General features: G+C 68.8%; 15 protein-coding genes. 12 read left to right on the top strand and 3 right to left on the bottom strand.

What is annotated here, in order from left to right; genetic code table 11:
• The first annotated feature begins 434 nt into the window (after positions 1 to 434).
• From ABD330_RS02955 to ABD330_RS02935, 5 genes are all read left to right on the top strand, one after another.
• Positions 435 to 1355: an ABC transporter substrate-binding protein gene (locus ABD330_RS02955; RefSeq protein ID WP_344460288.1), complete on the top strand. Its 921-nt coding sequence runs from the start codon at positions 435 to 437 to the stop codon at positions 1353 to 1355.
• Positions 1356 to 1771: 416 nt separating this feature from the next.
• Entirely contained in the window at positions 1772 to 2698 is a 927-nt protein-coding gene (locus ABD330_RS02950) for an ABC transporter substrate-binding protein (RefSeq protein WP_344460286.1), read from the top strand.
• Between the two features lie 36 nt (positions 2699 to 2734).
• On the top strand, positions 2735 to 3709 hold the full coding sequence (locus ABD330_RS02945; protein ID WP_344460284.1) for an amino acid ABC transporter permease: 975 nt from the start codon (positions 2735 to 2737) through the stop codon (positions 3707 to 3709).
• 38 nt (positions 3710 to 3747) lie between these two features.
• Positions 3748 to 4500 carry an amino acid ABC transporter ATP-binding protein gene (locus ABD330_RS02940; protein WP_344460623.1) on the top strand — a complete coding sequence of 251 codons (753 nt, stop codon included), beginning with the start codon at positions 3748 to 3750 and terminating at the stop codon, positions 4498 to 4500.
• A gap of 892 nt (positions 4501 to 5392) precedes the next feature.
• Positions 5393 to 6001: a CGNR zinc finger domain-containing protein gene (locus tag ABD330_RS02935; protein WP_344460282.1), complete on the top strand. Its 609-nt coding sequence runs from the start codon at positions 5393 to 5395 to the stop codon at positions 5999 to 6001.
• Between the two features lie 29 nt (positions 6002 to 6030).
• Here ABD330_RS02935 and sodX read toward each other — a convergent pair whose 3' ends face one another.
• Positions 6031 to 6390 (bottom strand): nickel-type superoxide dismutase maturation protease, encoded by a 360-nt coding sequence (gene sodX / locus ABD330_RS02930; RefSeq protein ID WP_344460280.1) that lies wholly within the window; start codon positions 6388 to 6390, stop codon positions 6031 to 6033.
• Between the two features lie 190 nt (positions 6391 to 6580).
• On the opposite strand from sodX, the gene sodN reads away from it, so the two are divergent.
• From sodN to ABD330_RS02905, 5 genes are all read left to right on the top strand, one after another.
• A complete protein-coding gene (gene sodN, locus ABD330_RS02925; RefSeq protein WP_344460278.1) occupies positions 6581 to 6976 on the top strand; it encodes a superoxide dismutase, Ni in 396 nt (131 codons plus the stop codon).
• A 218-nt stretch (positions 6977 to 7194) separates the two neighbouring features.
• The gene (locus ABD330_RS02920; RefSeq protein ID WP_344460276.1) at positions 7195 to 7563 is read left to right on the top strand and encodes a nuclear transport factor 2 family protein; all 369 of its coding nucleotides are present in this window, start codon (positions 7195 to 7197) and stop codon (positions 7561 to 7563) included.
• A 184-nt stretch (positions 7564 to 7747) separates the two neighbouring features.
• Positions 7748 to 8221: a GNAT family N-acetyltransferase gene (locus ABD330_RS02915; RefSeq protein ID WP_344460274.1), complete on the top strand. Its 474-nt coding sequence runs from the start codon at positions 7748 to 7750 to the stop codon at positions 8219 to 8221.
• A gap of 271 nt (positions 8222 to 8492) precedes the next feature.
• Positions 8493 to 8906, top strand: a complete 414-nt coding sequence (locus ABD330_RS02910) for an ATP-binding protein (protein WP_344460272.1) — start codon at positions 8493 to 8495, stop codon at positions 8904 to 8906.
• Between the two features lie 115 nt (positions 8907 to 9021).
• On the top strand, positions 9022 to 10068 hold the full coding sequence (locus tag ABD330_RS02905; protein ID WP_344460270.1) for an RNA polymerase sigma factor SigF: 1047 nt from the start codon (positions 9022 to 9024) through the stop codon (positions 10066 to 10068).
• A 79-nt stretch (positions 10069 to 10147) separates the two neighbouring features.
• Here ABD330_RS02905 and ABD330_RS02900 read toward each other — a convergent pair whose 3' ends face one another.
• Entirely contained in the window at positions 10148 to 10555 is a 408-nt protein-coding gene (locus tag ABD330_RS02900) for a hypothetical protein (RefSeq protein WP_344460268.1), read from the bottom strand.
• Between the two features lie 64 nt (positions 10556 to 10619).
• Between ABD330_RS02900 and ABD330_RS02895 the strand changes: the two genes are divergently transcribed.
• Positions 10620 to 11591, top strand: coding sequence for a diacylglycerol/lipid kinase family protein (locus ABD330_RS02895; protein WP_344460266.1), 972 nt, complete (start codon positions 10620 to 10622; stop codon positions 11589 to 11591).
• Positions 11592 to 11967: 376 nt separating this feature from the next.
• Positions 11968 to 12219 (top strand): WhiB family transcriptional regulator, encoded by a 252-nt coding sequence (locus ABD330_RS02890; RefSeq protein ID WP_014138019.1) that lies wholly within the window; start codon positions 11968 to 11970, stop codon positions 12217 to 12219.
• 391 nt (positions 12220 to 12610) lie between these two features.
• Here the strand turns inward: ABD330_RS02890 and ABD330_RS02885 are convergent, their stop codons facing one another.
• Positions 12611 to 14131, bottom strand: a complete 1521-nt coding sequence (locus tag ABD330_RS02885; protein ID WP_344460264.1) for a sensor histidine kinase — start codon at positions 14129 to 14131, stop codon at positions 12611 to 12613.
• Positions 14132 to 14906: the final 775 nt, after the last annotated feature.

Genomic DNA, 14906 nt, shown 5'->3' with positions numbered 1-14906 from the left:
CGGACAAAGGCATCGCACCTGTGCCTTTTTGTCCTCTTAACGTGCACTTCATCCCTAGAACACCACTTGACTGCCGCTGAGTCGGACCTACCGGACAGACACGGGTGGCAACAGGGGACGGGCGCACGCACTCGCAGGAGTGAACACAGACGCGAAGGGGAGTCGGCGGCCCGGATCCAGAGCCGAAGTATCGGCTTCCGGTCCTGCACGCCCCGAGCCCTGTCGGGACTCGGCCGGTCTGGGTTCTGGTTCGGGGGTCACCCGATACCAGATTCTGACACACCCGCCGCCCGGCTCCGGAGGACGGGATGGGAGGATCCCACTTTCGACCTCCGGTGCCTGACAGTCGCGACTCCGGCACCGCGGGTCACCCCGTCCTTTCGTACACCCACCCGTCCGATGGCAGAACGCAACTCTCTTACCGGAGGAGCACCATGCACGGAACCACCCTCCCCACCGGGCGCACCGCCCGCTCCTGTGCCGCCCTGGCCACCGGTTCGCTGCTGCTCACGGCCTGCGCCGGCAGCCCTGCGCCGGCGAACTCCGTGGCCGACCTGCACGGCAGGCTCCCGGGCTCGATCCGGTCCGCCGGAGTCCTCAGGATCGCCTCCGACCCGAGCTACGCGCCGGTGGAGTCCAAGGCGCCGAACGGCGCGATGATCGGCCTCGATCCGGACATCGGGGCCGAACTCGGCAAACGCCTCGGCGTCCGGGTCGAGTTCGTCGACACCCCGTTCGACAAGCTGATCCCCGGGCTCCAGGCGCAGCAGTACGACGCGGTGATGTCCGCGATGACCGACGACGGCCAGCGCCGCGACGGCACCGACGACAGCGGCAGGAAGACCAACCCCGGGGTGGACTTCGTCGACTACTTCATCGCCGGCACCTCGATCCTGGTCGCGAAGGGCAACCCGAACGGGATCAAGTCCCTCGACGACCTCTGCGGCACCACCATCGCCCTGCAGCGCGCCACCACCCAGGCGACCCTGGCCGCCCACCAGTCCGACGCCTGCAACCGGGCCGGAAAGCCACTGACCGTCCAGCAGTTCGACACCGACGACCAGGCGCTGGCCGCCCTCTCCGCCGGGCAGGCCGTGGCCGACCTGAACGACTTCCCGGTGGCCGCGTACGACGCCCAGAACGTCCAGGGCGGCAACGCCTTCCAGGTCGCCACCGCGCAGCTGCAGCCCGGCCCGTACGGGATAGCCGTGGCCAAGGGCGGCGGCGCCCTGGAGGAGGTGCTGGTCAAGGCGCTGGACCAGGTGATCCGGAGCGGTGACTACGAGAAGATCCTCGCCAAGTGGAACCTCTCGGCGGGGGCGGCGGAGAACGCGGTGATCAACGGCGGCTTCTGACCCGGAGACCCGCCCGCCCGTTCACCCGCCTGTCGCAGTCCGCTGCTCCCGACGGGCGGGCCTCCCGTCCGGATGCCCGGTGATCTGCATACTTATACGCAGGGTGACAGGGGCGCGGAATTCGTCCGGATATCGGACGCTCTGAGCCCCCGTTATCCGATTTTGATCTGAATATGGGTCCGTTCACCGGCACCGGATGGCAGGATTCCCCCATCTCCGATCACAACAGACCAGTGGTCGAGGCAGTTCGACCGCTCGTCCACCTCGGCGGAGGGTGGCGAGGGCACCAACCGGCACGGCCAACACCACCCGAACGACCGGCTCGGCCCCGTACGAAGAAGTGCGGGCCGTTGGACCCGGTGTGCCGCCTCCCGCGGCGCGCTCCGCCCGACCTCTCCCAGGAGGAGATCCCCCCAATGACCGCCCGTACCTCGCGCTCCCGCCTCACTGCCGCCGCCGTCGTACTCGCGACCGCTTCGCTGGCCCTCACCGCGTGCAGCAGTTCGAGCAGCTCCAGCTCCGGCTCGCCGAGCGCCGGCTCCTCGGTCAAGGCCGTCACCGCCGACCCCTCGCTGGCCGCCCTGGTCCCCGCCGACGTGAAGTCCAGCGGCAAGCTGATCGTCGCCGCCGACGCGTCGTACGCGCCGAACGAGTTCAAGGACGCCAGCGGCAACATCGTCGGCATGGACGTGGACCTGGCGAAGGCGATCGCGCAGAAGCTCGGCCTGACCGCCGACGTGCAGGACGCCAAGTTCGACTCGATCATCCCGGGCATCACGGCGAAGAAGTACAACATGAGCATGAGCTCCTTCACGGACACGAAGGAGCGCGAGGCCACCGTCGACATGGTGACCTACTTCTCGGCGGGCACCAGCACGGCGGTCAAGGCGGGCAACCCCGACAAGATCGACGCCACCGACCTGTGCGGCAAGAAGGTCGCGGTCCAGACCGGCACCACCCAGGCCGACGCGATCAAGGACACCATCAACCCGGCGTGCGTCAAGGCCGGCAAGCCGACCGTCCCGAACGACGGCGACAAGTTCGACCTGCAGACGGACGTCACCACCGCCCTGATCTCCGGCCGCGACCAGGTGATGCTGGCCGACTCGCCGGTCATCGACTACGCGGTCAAGCAGACCAACGGCCAGCTGCAGAAGATCGGCTCGACCACGGACACCGCCCCCTACGGCGTCGTCCTCCCCAAGGGCACGGACCTCACCAAGGCCGTCCAGGGAGCCGTCACGGCGCTGATGGCCGACGGTACCTACAAGGCCATCCTGGAGCAGTGGGGCGTGCAGGCCGGAGCGATCGACAAGTCCGTTGTCGACGGCGCCACCAGCTGACCTGTTCTCCTCCTAACCGACCCCTGAGGCCACACAGTGAACTCTCTCGATCAGGGCGCGGTGAACCCGGGACGGCCTGAGGCCATCAAGGCCGTCCCGGTCCGCCACCCCGGACGCTGGGCCGGAGCCGTCGTCGTCGCGGTCCTCGCGGCGATGCTGCTCCACGCGCTCATCACCAACGCGCAATTCCACTGGGACGTCGTCGGCAAGTACCTCTTCGACTCCTCGATCCTGCACGGCCTCGGCGTCACCCTTGAGCTGACCGCGCTCTCCATGCTGATCGGCGTGGCGGGCGGCACCCTGCTGGCGATCATGCGGCTCTCCACCAACCCGGTGCTGTCCGGCACCGCCTGGTTCTACATCTGGGTGTTCCGCGGCACCCCGATCCTGGTCCAGCTGCTCTTCTGGAACTTCCTGGGGGCCCTCTGGACGAAGCTCTCGATCGGCATCCCGTTCGGCCCGTCCTTCTGGTCCGAGCCGACCAACCAGGTGATCCCGCTCTTCATGGCGGCCCTGCTCGGCCTCGGTCTCAACGAGGCCGCCTACATGGCCGAGATCGTCCGAGGCGGCATCCAGTCCGTCTCGCCGGGGCAGACCGAGGCCGCCCACGCGCTGGGGATGAGCCAGTCCAGCACCATGCGGCGGATCGTCCTGCCGCAGGCGATGCGAGTGATCATCCCGCCGACCGGCAACGAGACCATCTCGATGCTGAAGACCACCTCGCTGGTCTCGGCGATCTCGCTGGAAGAACTGCTCCGGGCCGGGCAGAACATCTACTCCCGCACGTTCGAGACCATCCCGCTGCTCGTCACCGTGAGCATCTGGTACCTGCTGCTGACCTCGATCCTGACGGTCGTCCAGTACTACATCGAGCGGCACTACGCGCGCGGCGCCAACCGGATCCTGCCCCCGACCCCGCTCCAGCGGCTGGCCGGCCTCTTCCGCGGGCGCCCCAAGCCCGCCGCCGGGCCCGACGTCGTCCCCGGCCTTGAGGGAGGCGGACACCAGTGAGTGATCTGACGAAGACGCCGGCCGGCCGGACCACGCCGATGGTCAAGGCCGAGGCCGTCCACAAGTCGTTCGGCGCGGTCGAGGTGCTCAAGGGCATCACCCTGGAGGTCAACCAGGGCGAGGTGTTCGTCCTGGTCGGGCCCTCGGGCTCCGGCAAGTCCACCTTCCTGCGGTGCATCAACCACCTGGAGAAGATCAACGCCGGCCGGCTCTCGGTCGACGGCGACCTGGTCGGCTACCGGCAGAAGGGCGACCGGCTGTACGAGCTGAAGGACCGCGAGGTGGCGCTCAAGCGGCGCGACATCGGCATGGTCTTCCAGCACTTCAACCTCTTCCCACACATGACCGCCCTTGAGAACATCATCGAGGCACCGGTGCAGGTGAAGGGCGAGAGCAGGTCCGCCGCGAAGGAGCGGGGCATGGCCCTGCTGGAGCGCGTCGGGCTGGCCGAGAAGGCCGGCAACTACCCCTCGCAGCTCTCCGGCGGCCAGCAGCAGCGGGTGGCGATCGCCCGCGCCCTGGCCATGCAGCCCAAGCTGATGCTCTTCGACGAGCCCACCTCCGCGCTCGACCCCGAGCTGGTCGGCGAGGTCCTGGACGTCATGCGCGGCCTGGCAGAGGAGGGCATGACAATGATCGTGGTCACCCACGAGATGGGCTTCGCCCGCGAGGTCGGCGACGCCCTGGTCTTCATGGACGGCGGCGTGGTGGTCGAGTCCGGCAGCCCGCGCGAGGTCCTCGGCAACCCGCAGCACGAGCGGACCAGGGCCTTCCTCTCCAAGGTGCTGTAAGTCTAATCCGATCAGTCAATTCACTGTCGAATCGACAGTGAGCAGCACCCATCCAGGCGAATACAAGCGTTGATGCCGCTGACCCCACCGAAGTGGGGTCAGCGGCATCAATATCTCAGTCGGCAGCTGCGCCGTCAGAACTCCAGGCTTCACCTCGAACCCATCAATGATCCGGAGGGCTCGTCGGGAATTCCGGCATCAATCCCAGTATGCCAACCAGGAGCCGTTCACAAACCTGTCATAACCTTCATCCGTCATGACCGAGCTGCCGCAGCCATCGGCTTGAGACGTACCCACAGTGACGCTCACCCCACGATTGATCCACCCACCCCACCAGTCATGACACTGCACAATTGCCCTGATGGGCTGACTGCAGGGATTGCTGGTGACAGTGATGAAAAAGTATCCACTGCTCATCGACTCCGAGTGCTGAACGACGCATGACGGATCGGCTGAAGCAACTCCCGCCGACGCTGGAACAGTGATAGCCGCACCAACAGCCACCAGCCCAGCAGTTACAGCTGACCTGAACTTCACGAGCCGTCCTCCAAATAAAGAGAAATGTATCGGCATTGCACAGCGATGGCTCGATCAATTCCAGAATCACGAGCTTCCGCATACTAATTATTTACAGATCGGCAGCGCCGGTCAACTCTTTGGCGATGGAATATTAGGACAATTCAGAACCAGGGCAATCCGGGCGAGAGTGGACTTTTAGAGTCAACCCAAACTGGAATAATTGGCGAAGAAATAGTCAAATCACTGCCGCGAGCGCGGCTGAAAACGTCAAAGCTCTGCGGCGGAGGGAGCTGCAAGCAACCCAGCGCCGCCAATGCCACTCGTGTAATACCCTAGGAGCTACTCACCCGTTACAGCGCTCGGAAGGACCACCGTGGAGCTCGCCTCGTACGCCGACTTCGCCGTCCGGCTGGTGAACAGCGAGGAGCCGGAGCGCGGCACCGACTCGCTGGTCTCGGTGGATGCCGTCCGGGCCCTGTTCGGTGTGCCGTCGCGGGCTGCCGCGATGGCCGACGAGTCGGACCTGCCCCGGCTGCGGGCGGTCCGGGTGCGGCTGCGCGGGGTGTTCGAGGCCGCCGCGGAGGGGGACGAGGTGCGCGGGGTGGACCTGCTGAACAGCCTGATGGTGGAGTACCCCGTCAGTCCGCTGGTCTCGGGGCACGACTACCTGGACGAGGCGGGGCGCCCGCGCTGGCACCTGCACCTGGCCGACAACGCGCACACCGCGGCCGCCAACTTCACCGCCGTGGCCTGCATGGGCCTGGCGATACACCTCACCTCGATGGGGGCCGACCGGCTCGGCATCTGCCAGGCCGCGCCGTGCCGCAACGCCTACCTGGACACCTCCACCAACCGCTCGCGCCGCTACTGCTCCGACCGCTGCGCGACCCGGGCGAACGTCGCCGCGTACCGCGCCCGCAAGCGGCTGGAGGCGAACGAGCGGACGGAGCAGCAGGCCGCCGCCCTCACCGTCCGGGGCTGAGCGGCCCGCCGGGGCGGTCGGCCGGGCCGTCAGCGCACGGTCCGGGCCGGGTGGCGGCCCAGCCAGGCCGGGCGGGGGCGCAGCCGCAGCAGCACCCGGCCGAGCACGAGATCGTCGGGCACCGCGCCGTACTCCCGGCTGTCGCTGTCGACGAACTGATTGTCCGACAACATCCACCAGCCGCGCGGCCGGCGCCCCACGGCCCGCTTGACCACCAGCAGGTCCTGCCGCAGCGGGTGCCGGAACAGCACCACCGCCCCGGGCGTGATCCGGCCGCCGTAGCGGACCAGCACCAGGTCCCCCTCGTACAGCGTCGGGACCATCGACGGCCCCGCCACGTCGACCACCCCGAGCGGCAGCAGCCCGCCTCGCCCGCGCTCCGCACTCATCCGTGCCGGCCCTTCTCCCAAGTCCGGTGCCCGGCTTGCCCCGGAACCGGCGTGACCCGAACGGGCGACCCCGTCCGTTATGAGCCGGTTCGGGGTCCGCCTTTTGCCCTAGGCCCCCTGCCCCGCAGCGAAACCCGGCGGACGTAAGGGTAATCTCAGGCGCGGGAAGACGATCTAAGGAAGGACTCCCATGTTCTCTCGTCTGTTTGCACCGCGAGCCACCGCGCACGCCCACTGTGACCTGCCCTGCGGCGTCTACGACCCGGCGCAGGCGCGGATCGAGGCCGAGTCGGTGAAGGCCACTCAGGAGAAGTACCAGGCCAACGAGGACGCGGCGTTCCGTACCCGCGCCATCGTCATCAAGGAGGAGCGCGCCGAGCTGGTCAAGCACCACCTCTCGGTGCTGCACACCGACTACTTCAAGGCCCCGCACTTCGAGAAGTACCCGCAGCTGCACGAGCTGTTCAACAACGCGGGCAAGGCGGCCTCGGCCGCCAAGGGCTCGAACGACCCGGCCACCGGCCAGGCGCTGCTCGACCTGATCGCCGAGATCGACTCGATCTTCTGGGAGACCAAGAAGGCCTGAGTCCGTCTCAGTCCCGAACCGACCGCCCCCGGCCCGCAAGGCCGGGGGCGGTCGTGTTTCCGCCGCGCAGTCGGACGTGCACGGACAGTTCGCCGGGAGATCCCGGGAATTGCCGGAATATATTTCCCCCGCCATGCGGCGTACGCTCGACTTGCGGGTCGAACCGCTACCGGTCCGGCTCGTCGGCGCGAGGACGCGAGCGAGCGAAGGAGACCATCATGAGCACCATGGCGGCACCCACCGCCTTCGACACCGAGGCCCTGCGTGAAGGCATCGAGGCGAGCAAGGCGAGCATGCTGCTCGCCCTCTACGCGGACGACGCCGAGATGCGGATGATCGACCACCGGAGCCAGCCGAGCCACCCGATGGTGGCGCACGGCCGCACCGAGATCACGGCGGTCCTGTCGGACGTCTACAGCCGGGACATGACCCACAAGCTGGAGCAGGTCGTGGTGGACGGCGACCACGTCGCGTGGATGGAGTCCTGCGAATACCCGGACGGGACGAAAGTCCTCTGCACCGCGATGGCCGACCTGCGGGACGGGAAAATCATCGACCAGACCGCCGTCCAGGCCTGGGACGAATAGCCCCCGGACCGCCCGCACATCCGACGGCCCGCACCCGACGGCCTCCTGCCGGATAACCGGTGCACCCGAAGGCCGGTGCACCGGAAGGCAGGTCCACCGGAGGGCCGCTGTCCGCGGAATCCCGCACGAATCCCGCACGTGATTTCCTTCCCGGCCGCTCGGGGTCCCCGAGTAGGCTCACCTTATGATCCGCACAGCCGAAATCTCCGACATCCCCGTCATCCACTCGATGATCCGCGAACTCGCGGAGTACGAGAAGGCTCTGCACGAGGCCGAGGCCACCGAGGAGCAGCTCCGGGACGCGCTGTTCGGCGAGAACCCCGCCGTCTTCGGTCTCGTCGCCGAGGACGACGCCACCGGCGAGGCGGTGGGTTTCGCGCTCTGGTTCCGGAACTTCTCGACCTGGCGCGGCACCCACGGCATCTACCTGGAGGACCTGTACGTCCGCCCGGGCGAGCGCGGTGGCGGGCACGGCAAGGCGCTGCTGACCGAGCTGGCCCGGATCTGCGTCGAGCGCGGGTACTCGCGGCTCGAATGGTCCGTGCTGGACTGGAACACACCGTCGATCGGCTTCTACAAGTCGCTGGGCGCCACGCCCATGGACGGCTGGACGGTCTTCCGGCTCACCGACGGCGCGCTGGCCTCGCTGGGCTCCTGAGGACGGCGGTGTGAACGGGTCGGCGGGCGGGCGGGTTTCGCCCGTTCACGTGAGGACGGTCCGAGATCGCGACATCAGGCCGGTTGTCGCGGTAACGTCTCGGGCGGATGCGCGGCGTTCCGGCCCTCCCGGGTGGGTATGACCGGTACGTACCGCACCACCCCTCTGGACAGTTGGGGCGAAGCAGTTGAGTCAAGCAACAGGAAGTGCCGCAGCAGCGTCGCATCAGGCGCTGCCGCCGCAAGCACCGCGCGTCACCCAGGAGGTGAGGGTGTCCCAGATCGACGGCGAGCCCGGAGTGAAGGACTTCGTGGAGGTCCGACTGCCAGCGGCCGGGGCCTACCTCTCGGTGCTGCGAACGGCGACGGCCGGTCTCGCGGCCCGGTTGGACTTCACGCTGGACGAGATCGAGGATCTCCGGATCGCGGTGGACGAGGCCTGCGCCATCCTGCTCCAGCAGGCCGTGCCGGGTTCCGTCCTGACCTGCGTGTTCCGATTGGTCGGCGACTCGCTCAGAGTGACGGTCTCCGCGCCGACCACGGACGGCCGGGCACCGGAGCGGGACACCTTCGCCTGGACGGTGCTCTCCGCACTGGCCGGTGAGGTGGAGTCCTCGGTCGGCGAGGACAGAACGGTGAGCATCAGTCTGCACAAGAAGCGCGGCGGAACACCCGCCCAGTTCTGAGGACCGACCGCGAAGCCGTACGCCCGGCGCCGAGCGCGCCGAGCGTACGGCTCCCCCGTACCGCCCCGCGGTACACCCCATGTGAAGTGCTCCCGGAACGGAACGGGTGATCGCCGTGAGTGATCTGGACCGCACAGGTGTTGCCGGGAGGCCGGCCGCCACCGCCGACCTGGCCGTACCTCCCCAGGCGCGCGCCGCCACCCCGCAGGACGCCCGAACCGCCGCAGACGACGTGCACCCGAAGGACGCCCATCGGATGACCCAGCCGACCGATCCGACGCCGGAGCAGCAGCCCTCCGACGTCCCGCCCGTCGAGGCGGTGATCTCGGACGTCGAGTCCGAGGAGCTGCAGGCCGCCGCCACGGCGGTACGCGGCGCGGTGCCCGCCCAGGCGCACCGGTCCGGTGCACCGGACCGGGAGGCGGCCCGGGCGCTGTTCGTACGGCTGTCGGGGCTGCCCGAGGGGTCGGCCGAGCGGGTGGAGCTGCGCAACCAGCTGGTCCGGATGCACATCCCGCTGGTCGAGCACCTGGCCCGGCGGTTCCGCAACCGGGGCGAGCCGCTGGACGACCTGACCCAGGTCGCCACCATCGGCCTGATCAAGTCGGTGGACCGCTTCGACCACGAGCGCGGGGTGGAGTTCTCGACCTACGCCACGCCGACCATCGTGGGCGAGATCAAGCGGCACTTCCGGGACAAGGGCTGGGCCGTCCGGGTGCCGCGCCGGCTCCAGGAACTGCGGCTGTCGCTCACCACGGCGACCAGCGAGCTCTCCCAGCGGCACGGGCGCTCCCCCACCGTGCACGAGCTGGCGGAGCACCTCGGGATCTCCGAGGAGGACGTGCTGGAGGGCCTGGAGTCCGCCAACGCGTACTCCACGCTGTCGCTGGACGTCCCGGACAGCGACGACGAGTCGCCGGCCGTGGCGGACACCCTGGGGACGACGGACGAGGCGCTGGAGGGCGTCGAGTACCGCGAGTCGCTCAAGCCGCTGCTGGCCCAACTCCCGCCACGCGAGCAGAAGATCCTGGTGCTGCGGTTCTTCCGGAACATGACGCAGTCTCAGATCGCCACCGAGGTGGGCATCTCGCAGATGCACGTGTCCCGCCTGCTGGCCCGCACCCTCGCCCAGCTCCGCGAGAAGCTCCTCGTCGAGGAGTAGCCCGGACGGCTGGGGGCGTGAAGACGTGAAGAGGGGCGCGGAGTTCTCCGCGCCCCTCTTCACGCCCCTGTGGGACCGCCTACGGCCGGTACAGCACGGCGGTGACGCCCGGCGTCAGCAGGCTGACGACACCGACCAGCCCGACCACCGCGGCGACCGGCGCCAGCGCGGGCATCGGACCGCTGCCGCCCCACATGAAGTACGCGACGGCCAGGAAGAGCGAGTTGGTCAGCACCGCCGGGGTGCGGCCCCAGCGGCGCAGCCGCAGCAGGGCGCGGCCGGCCAGCAGCGGCAGCAGGCCCATCAGCAGCAGGACGGCCCCGCCGTACTCGCTGCGGCCGAGCGCCGCCGAGTCCCCGGTCAGGCCGGTGATCATGTCGTAGATCCCCCAGCCGGTCATCGCGGCACCCGCGAGGACGGTGATCGTCACGCCGACGAGCAGAGCGGCGGGCTTGGCGGGGGCGGGGGCGGAGGTCTCAGCGGTCACCTCAGCAGGGTAACCGGCACCTTCGGCGCGGTGGCGCGGGGCAGGGCCCCGTAGGCTGATCGCCATGCGCGCTCTCCTGGTCGTGAACCCGAAAGCGACCACCACCAGTGGCCGCACCCGTGACGTACTCACGCACGCCCTGCGCAGCGATCTGAAGCTGGAGGTCGCCCACACCGAGTACCGCGGCCATGCGGGCGACCTGGCCCGGCAGGCGGCCGTCGACGGCACGGTGGACCTGGTGGTGGCCCTGGGGGGCGACGGCACCGTCAACGAGGTCGTCAACGGGCTGCTCGCGCACGGCCCCTCCGAACGGGTGCCCCGGCTGGCAGTCGTCCCGGGCGGGAGCACGAACGTCTTCGCGCGCGCCCTCGGTCTGCCGAACGATCCGGTGGAGGCGACCGGCGCACTCCTGTACGCCCTGGAGCACGGGCAGGAGCGGGCGATCAGCCTGGGCAAGGCGATGAGCGAGGGGATGCCGGACCGCTGGTTCACCTTCACCGCGGGGCTGGGTTTCGACGCCGGCGTGGTGGGGCGGGTGGAGGAGCAGCGCAAGGCGGGGCGGAAGTCAACTCACGCGCTCTACATCAATCAGGCTCTCCGGCACTACATCACTGAGCGTGAACACCGAAAGTCCGGGCCGATCTCCCTGGAAATGAACGGCCGGGAGCCGGTGCCGGGGCTGGTGATGACCATAGTCTCCAACACTTCTCCGTGGACGTTCCTTGGCAACCGCCCGGTCGTCCCTTCGCCTGCCGCCTCCTTCGACGCGGACCTCGACGTCTTCGGCATCACTCGAATGACCGCGTTCGGCACGGCTCGAACGGTCCGTCAGATTCTGCGCTCGCACACTCCTGCGAATGGCTCCACGGAGACACCCGGCCCTAGCGGCAAACACGTTGTCTCCTATCACGACGTCCGCCACTTCACCTTGGTTTCACAGGAACCGGCCCCGTTTCAGGTCGATGGGGACCACCTTGGAGACAGGAGTCGCGTCAGTTTCACAGGCGTTCGGCGGGCACTGCGTGTGATTGTGTGACCAGAAGAGGGTCTTCCCCTTCTTCTCGAACGCACAAGCCCCCTTCACCCCATAGAAGTACGGGCTGTGAGCTAGGCGACACCGAAGAATCAAAAATTCCTCACCGAAGGGGGTTGTATCCGAGCCCGAGGTTTGCGAACCTCTACATGGCGATCGGGACACGTCGCAGCGTCGGTGCAGGCTCAAACCTCATGGATGCGGCGCGACACATCCCTTGATCTGCCCGAACCCCACTCCAGCACAGACCACCCAGGCCCGATGGGCCCTTGGTCCCTTTTGCTGTTACGGGATTCGTGAAAGCGTTCACATTCACAAGCCCACCATCGATTGCGTCGGCAGGGACCACACCCCCACCGACCGGAGGAGTTGGACGAACATGGACTGGCGCCACCGCGCTGTCTGCCGCGAAGAGGACCCGGAGCTGTTCTTCCCGATCGGGAACACCGGTCCTGCTCTGCTGCAGATCGAGGAAGCCAAGGCCGTGTGCCGCCGCTGTCCCGTCATGGAGCAGTGCCTGCAGTGGGCGCTCGAGACCGGCCAGGACGCCGGCGTCTGGGGCGGTATGAGCGAGGACGAGCGTCGTGCGATGAAGCGCCGCGCCGCCCGCAACCGCGCCCGCACCGCCTGATTCACCTTTACTGGTACGACCTGATCAACCCATGATCAAGGGCTTTGCCGCAAGTCAGGCGAAGCCTTCCGCAGAGCGGGTCGCGCTTCGGCGAGATTCGGACGACGCCGAGCGGCCCTGGCACTTGATACTGTTCACACAGAGCAATATCGTGGACCTAGGGCGCTCACCGTGTGCAACGCACCGGGCGTCACAGCACCACCAAGAGCCCCCGTTCCGGCCGACTCCCCCCGACGGCCGGAACGGGTTGAGAGGCCCTGCCGACCCACCCCCCCCGGTCGGCAGGGCCTCGTTTCTCTTTCCGGGCCCGCTTCGGGTTCCGAGTCCGGCCCCGCCCGGCATCACGGCCGGGCCGGAGCACGGCTACCGGAGCACGGCTACCGGAGCACGGCTAGCGGACCGGGATCTCCAGGACGACCTTCGTGCCGCCCCCCGGCCCGGCCACCATGTCGAAGGTGCCGCCGAGTTCGTTGGTGGCGAGCGTCCGGACGATCTGCAGGCCGAGATTGCCGGCCTGCTGCGGGTCGAAGCCCTCCGGCATCCCCCGGCCGTCGTCCTGCACGGTGATCAGCAGGTACTCGTCCGGCTTGGCCCCGCCGTTCCAACTGTCCGACCAGCCCATGCCGGTGGCCGGCGCGCGGCCGCGCAACGCGCTGACCTCCAGGCTGCCGGAGGCCTTCGGACCGAAGGCGTGCTCCAGCGCGTTCTGCAGCAGTTCGGTCAGGACCATCGCCAGCGGCGTGGCCACCTCGGCCGCGAGGATGCCGAAGCTGCCGGTGCGCCGGGTGGTGACCTTGCCGTCCTGGGACAGCTCCATCACCATCGCCAGCACCCGGTCGGCGATCTCGTCGAAGGCCACCCGCTCGTCCAGGGTCTGCGAGAGCGTCTCGTGCACGATGGCGATCGAGCCGACCCGGCGGACGGCCTCGTCCAGCGCCGCACGGCCGGTGTCCGAGTCCATCCGGCGGGCCTGCAGCCGCAGCAGCGCGGCCACGGTCTGCAGATTGTTCTTCACCCGGTGGTGGATCTCCCGGATGGTCGCGTCCTTGGTCATCAGCTCCCGGTCCCGGCGGCGCAGCTCGGTGACGTCCCGGGCCAGCACCAGAGAACCGGTGAGGACGCCCTTCGGCTTCAGCGGGATCGCGCGCAGGGTGACCACTCCGCCCTGCGCCTCCACCTCGGTCTGCCGGGGCGCCCAACCGCTGGCCAGCTTCACCAGCGCCTCGTGCACCGCACCGCGCGAGGGCGGGGCCAACTCGGCGGTGGCACGGCCGAGGTGACTGCCCACCAGATCGGTGGTGAGGCCGAGCCGGTGGTAGGCGGAGAGCGCGTTGGGGCTGGCGTAGGTGACGATGCCGTCCGCGTCCAGGCGGATCAGGCCGTCGCCGACCCGGGGCGCCGCGTCCATGTCGGTCTGCTCGACGCCGGGGTAGGGAAACGATCCTGCGGCGATCATCTGGGCCAGGTCGGAAGCGCTCTGCAGGTAGGTGAGCTCCAGCCGGCTCGGAGTGCGCACGGTGAGCAGGTTGGTGTTGCGGGCAATCACGCCCAACACCTTCCCCTCCCGCCGGACGGGGATCGACTCGACCCGCACCGGCACCTCCTCCCGCCACTCCGGATCACCCTCCCGGACGATCCGGCCCTCGTCGAAGGCGGCGTCCAGCAGCGGGCGGCGGCCGCGCGGCACCAGGTGGCCGACCATGTCGTCCTGGTAGGAGGTCGGACCGGTGTTCGGGCGCATCTGGGCGACCGAGACGTACCGGATGCCGTCCCAGGTGGGGATCCAGAGCACCAGGTCGGCGAAGGAGAGGTCGGAGAGCAGCTGCCACTCGGACACCAGATTGTGGAGCCACTCCACATCGGCACCGGTGAGAGTGGTGTGGCGGCGGACGAGTTCGTTCAGCGAGGGCACAGGGCGAGCGTAACCGCAGCCGCCCCCGCCGGGCCTCCCGGCCGCCCTCCGGGCGTCGCCCGGATGCCATCCCGCATTACCCCCATGTTGTCCAGACCAATTTTCGCCGAGCTCTGGACAACCCAGATTGGTCTAGTCCACAATGAACATGCACCAAGGAGCCTGCCCCGCGCTATCTGCCCTGACCGCGCGCGGCGGCTCCTCGGTCGGTCGCCGGACACCGAGGGCCCCGCACAGCTCTCGGCGAACACGGCGCCCGACGACAACTCCGGGCTGCGGTGCCGCATGGGTTGAGGGTCCCGTGTCGGCGCCGTGGCCCGTAGTGCTGTGCGCTCTTGCCGCGCCGGCCCCCTCGACCGCTCAACGCGAAGGGTCCCCCCGTCCTAACCGGACGGGGGGACCCTTCGCGTTTGCGCGGAACAGCTGTGCAGCCCACCCGAAGTCGCACCACCCAGAAGTTGCACTACCCAGGGGCGCGAGGAACTGCGCGAAAGCGGAAGGCACGGCGCGGAACAGCTGTGCAGCTCGCCCGAAGTTGCACTATCCAGGGGCGCGTGGGGGCCCCTCCCGGCCGAAGGCTGGGGGAGAACTGCGCGAGGGCGGAAGGCACCGGACCGTCACTCCCGATTCGCGCAGTTCCCCGCGCCCCCTGGGGTTAGCCGTGAGCATCCGGTAAACCCAGCGGAGCGTCCCACGCCGTACCTGCCGACTCCGCGCAGTTCCCTGCGCCCCCAAGGGGGCCAGCCCCCACTGCCGGGGGAACCCCGGGGAGCGT

It is taken from the genome of Kitasatospora kazusensis (assembly GCF_039529945.1).
Taxonomy (GTDB): Bacteria; Actinomycetota; Actinomycetes; order Streptomycetales; family Streptomycetaceae; genus Kitasatospora; species Kitasatospora kazusensis.
This window is presented reverse-complemented; position numbering and strand designations above follow the sequence as displayed.

Excerpts from the sequence above, each read along its gene's own strand:
- ABD330_RS02955 (WP_344460288.1), top strand. The coding sequence starts at position 435 with ATGCACGGAACCACCCTCCCCACCGGGCGCACCGCCCGCTCCTGTGCC.
- ABD330_RS02950 (WP_344460286.1), top strand. The coding sequence starts at position 1,772 with ATGACCGCCCGTACCTCGCGCTCCCGCCTCACTGCCGCCGCCGTCGTA.
- ABD330_RS02940 (WP_344460623.1), top strand. The coding sequence starts at position 3,748 with ATGGTCAAGGCCGAGGCCGTCCACAAGTCGTTCGGCGCGGTCGAGGTG.
- sodX (WP_344460280.1), bottom strand. The coding sequence starts at position 6,390 with ATGAGTGCGGAGCGCGGGCGAGGCGGGCTGCTGCCGCTCGGGGTGGTC.
- sodN (WP_344460278.1), top strand. The coding sequence starts at position 6,581 with ATGTTCTCTCGTCTGTTTGCACCGCGAGCCACCGCGCACGCCCACTGT.
- ABD330_RS02920 (WP_344460276.1), top strand. The coding sequence starts at position 7,195 with ATGAGCACCATGGCGGCACCCACCGCCTTCGACACCGAGGCCCTGCGT.
- ABD330_RS02915 (WP_344460274.1), top strand. The coding sequence starts at position 7,748 with ATGATCCGCACAGCCGAAATCTCCGACATCCCCGTCATCCACTCGATG.
- ABD330_RS02895 (WP_344460266.1), top strand. The coding sequence starts at position 10,620 with ATGCGCGCTCTCCTGGTCGTGAACCCGAAAGCGACCACCACCAGTGGC.
- ABD330_RS02890 (WP_014138019.1), top strand. The coding sequence starts at position 11,968 with ATGGACTGGCGCCACCGCGCTGTCTGCCGCGAAGAGGACCCGGAGCTG.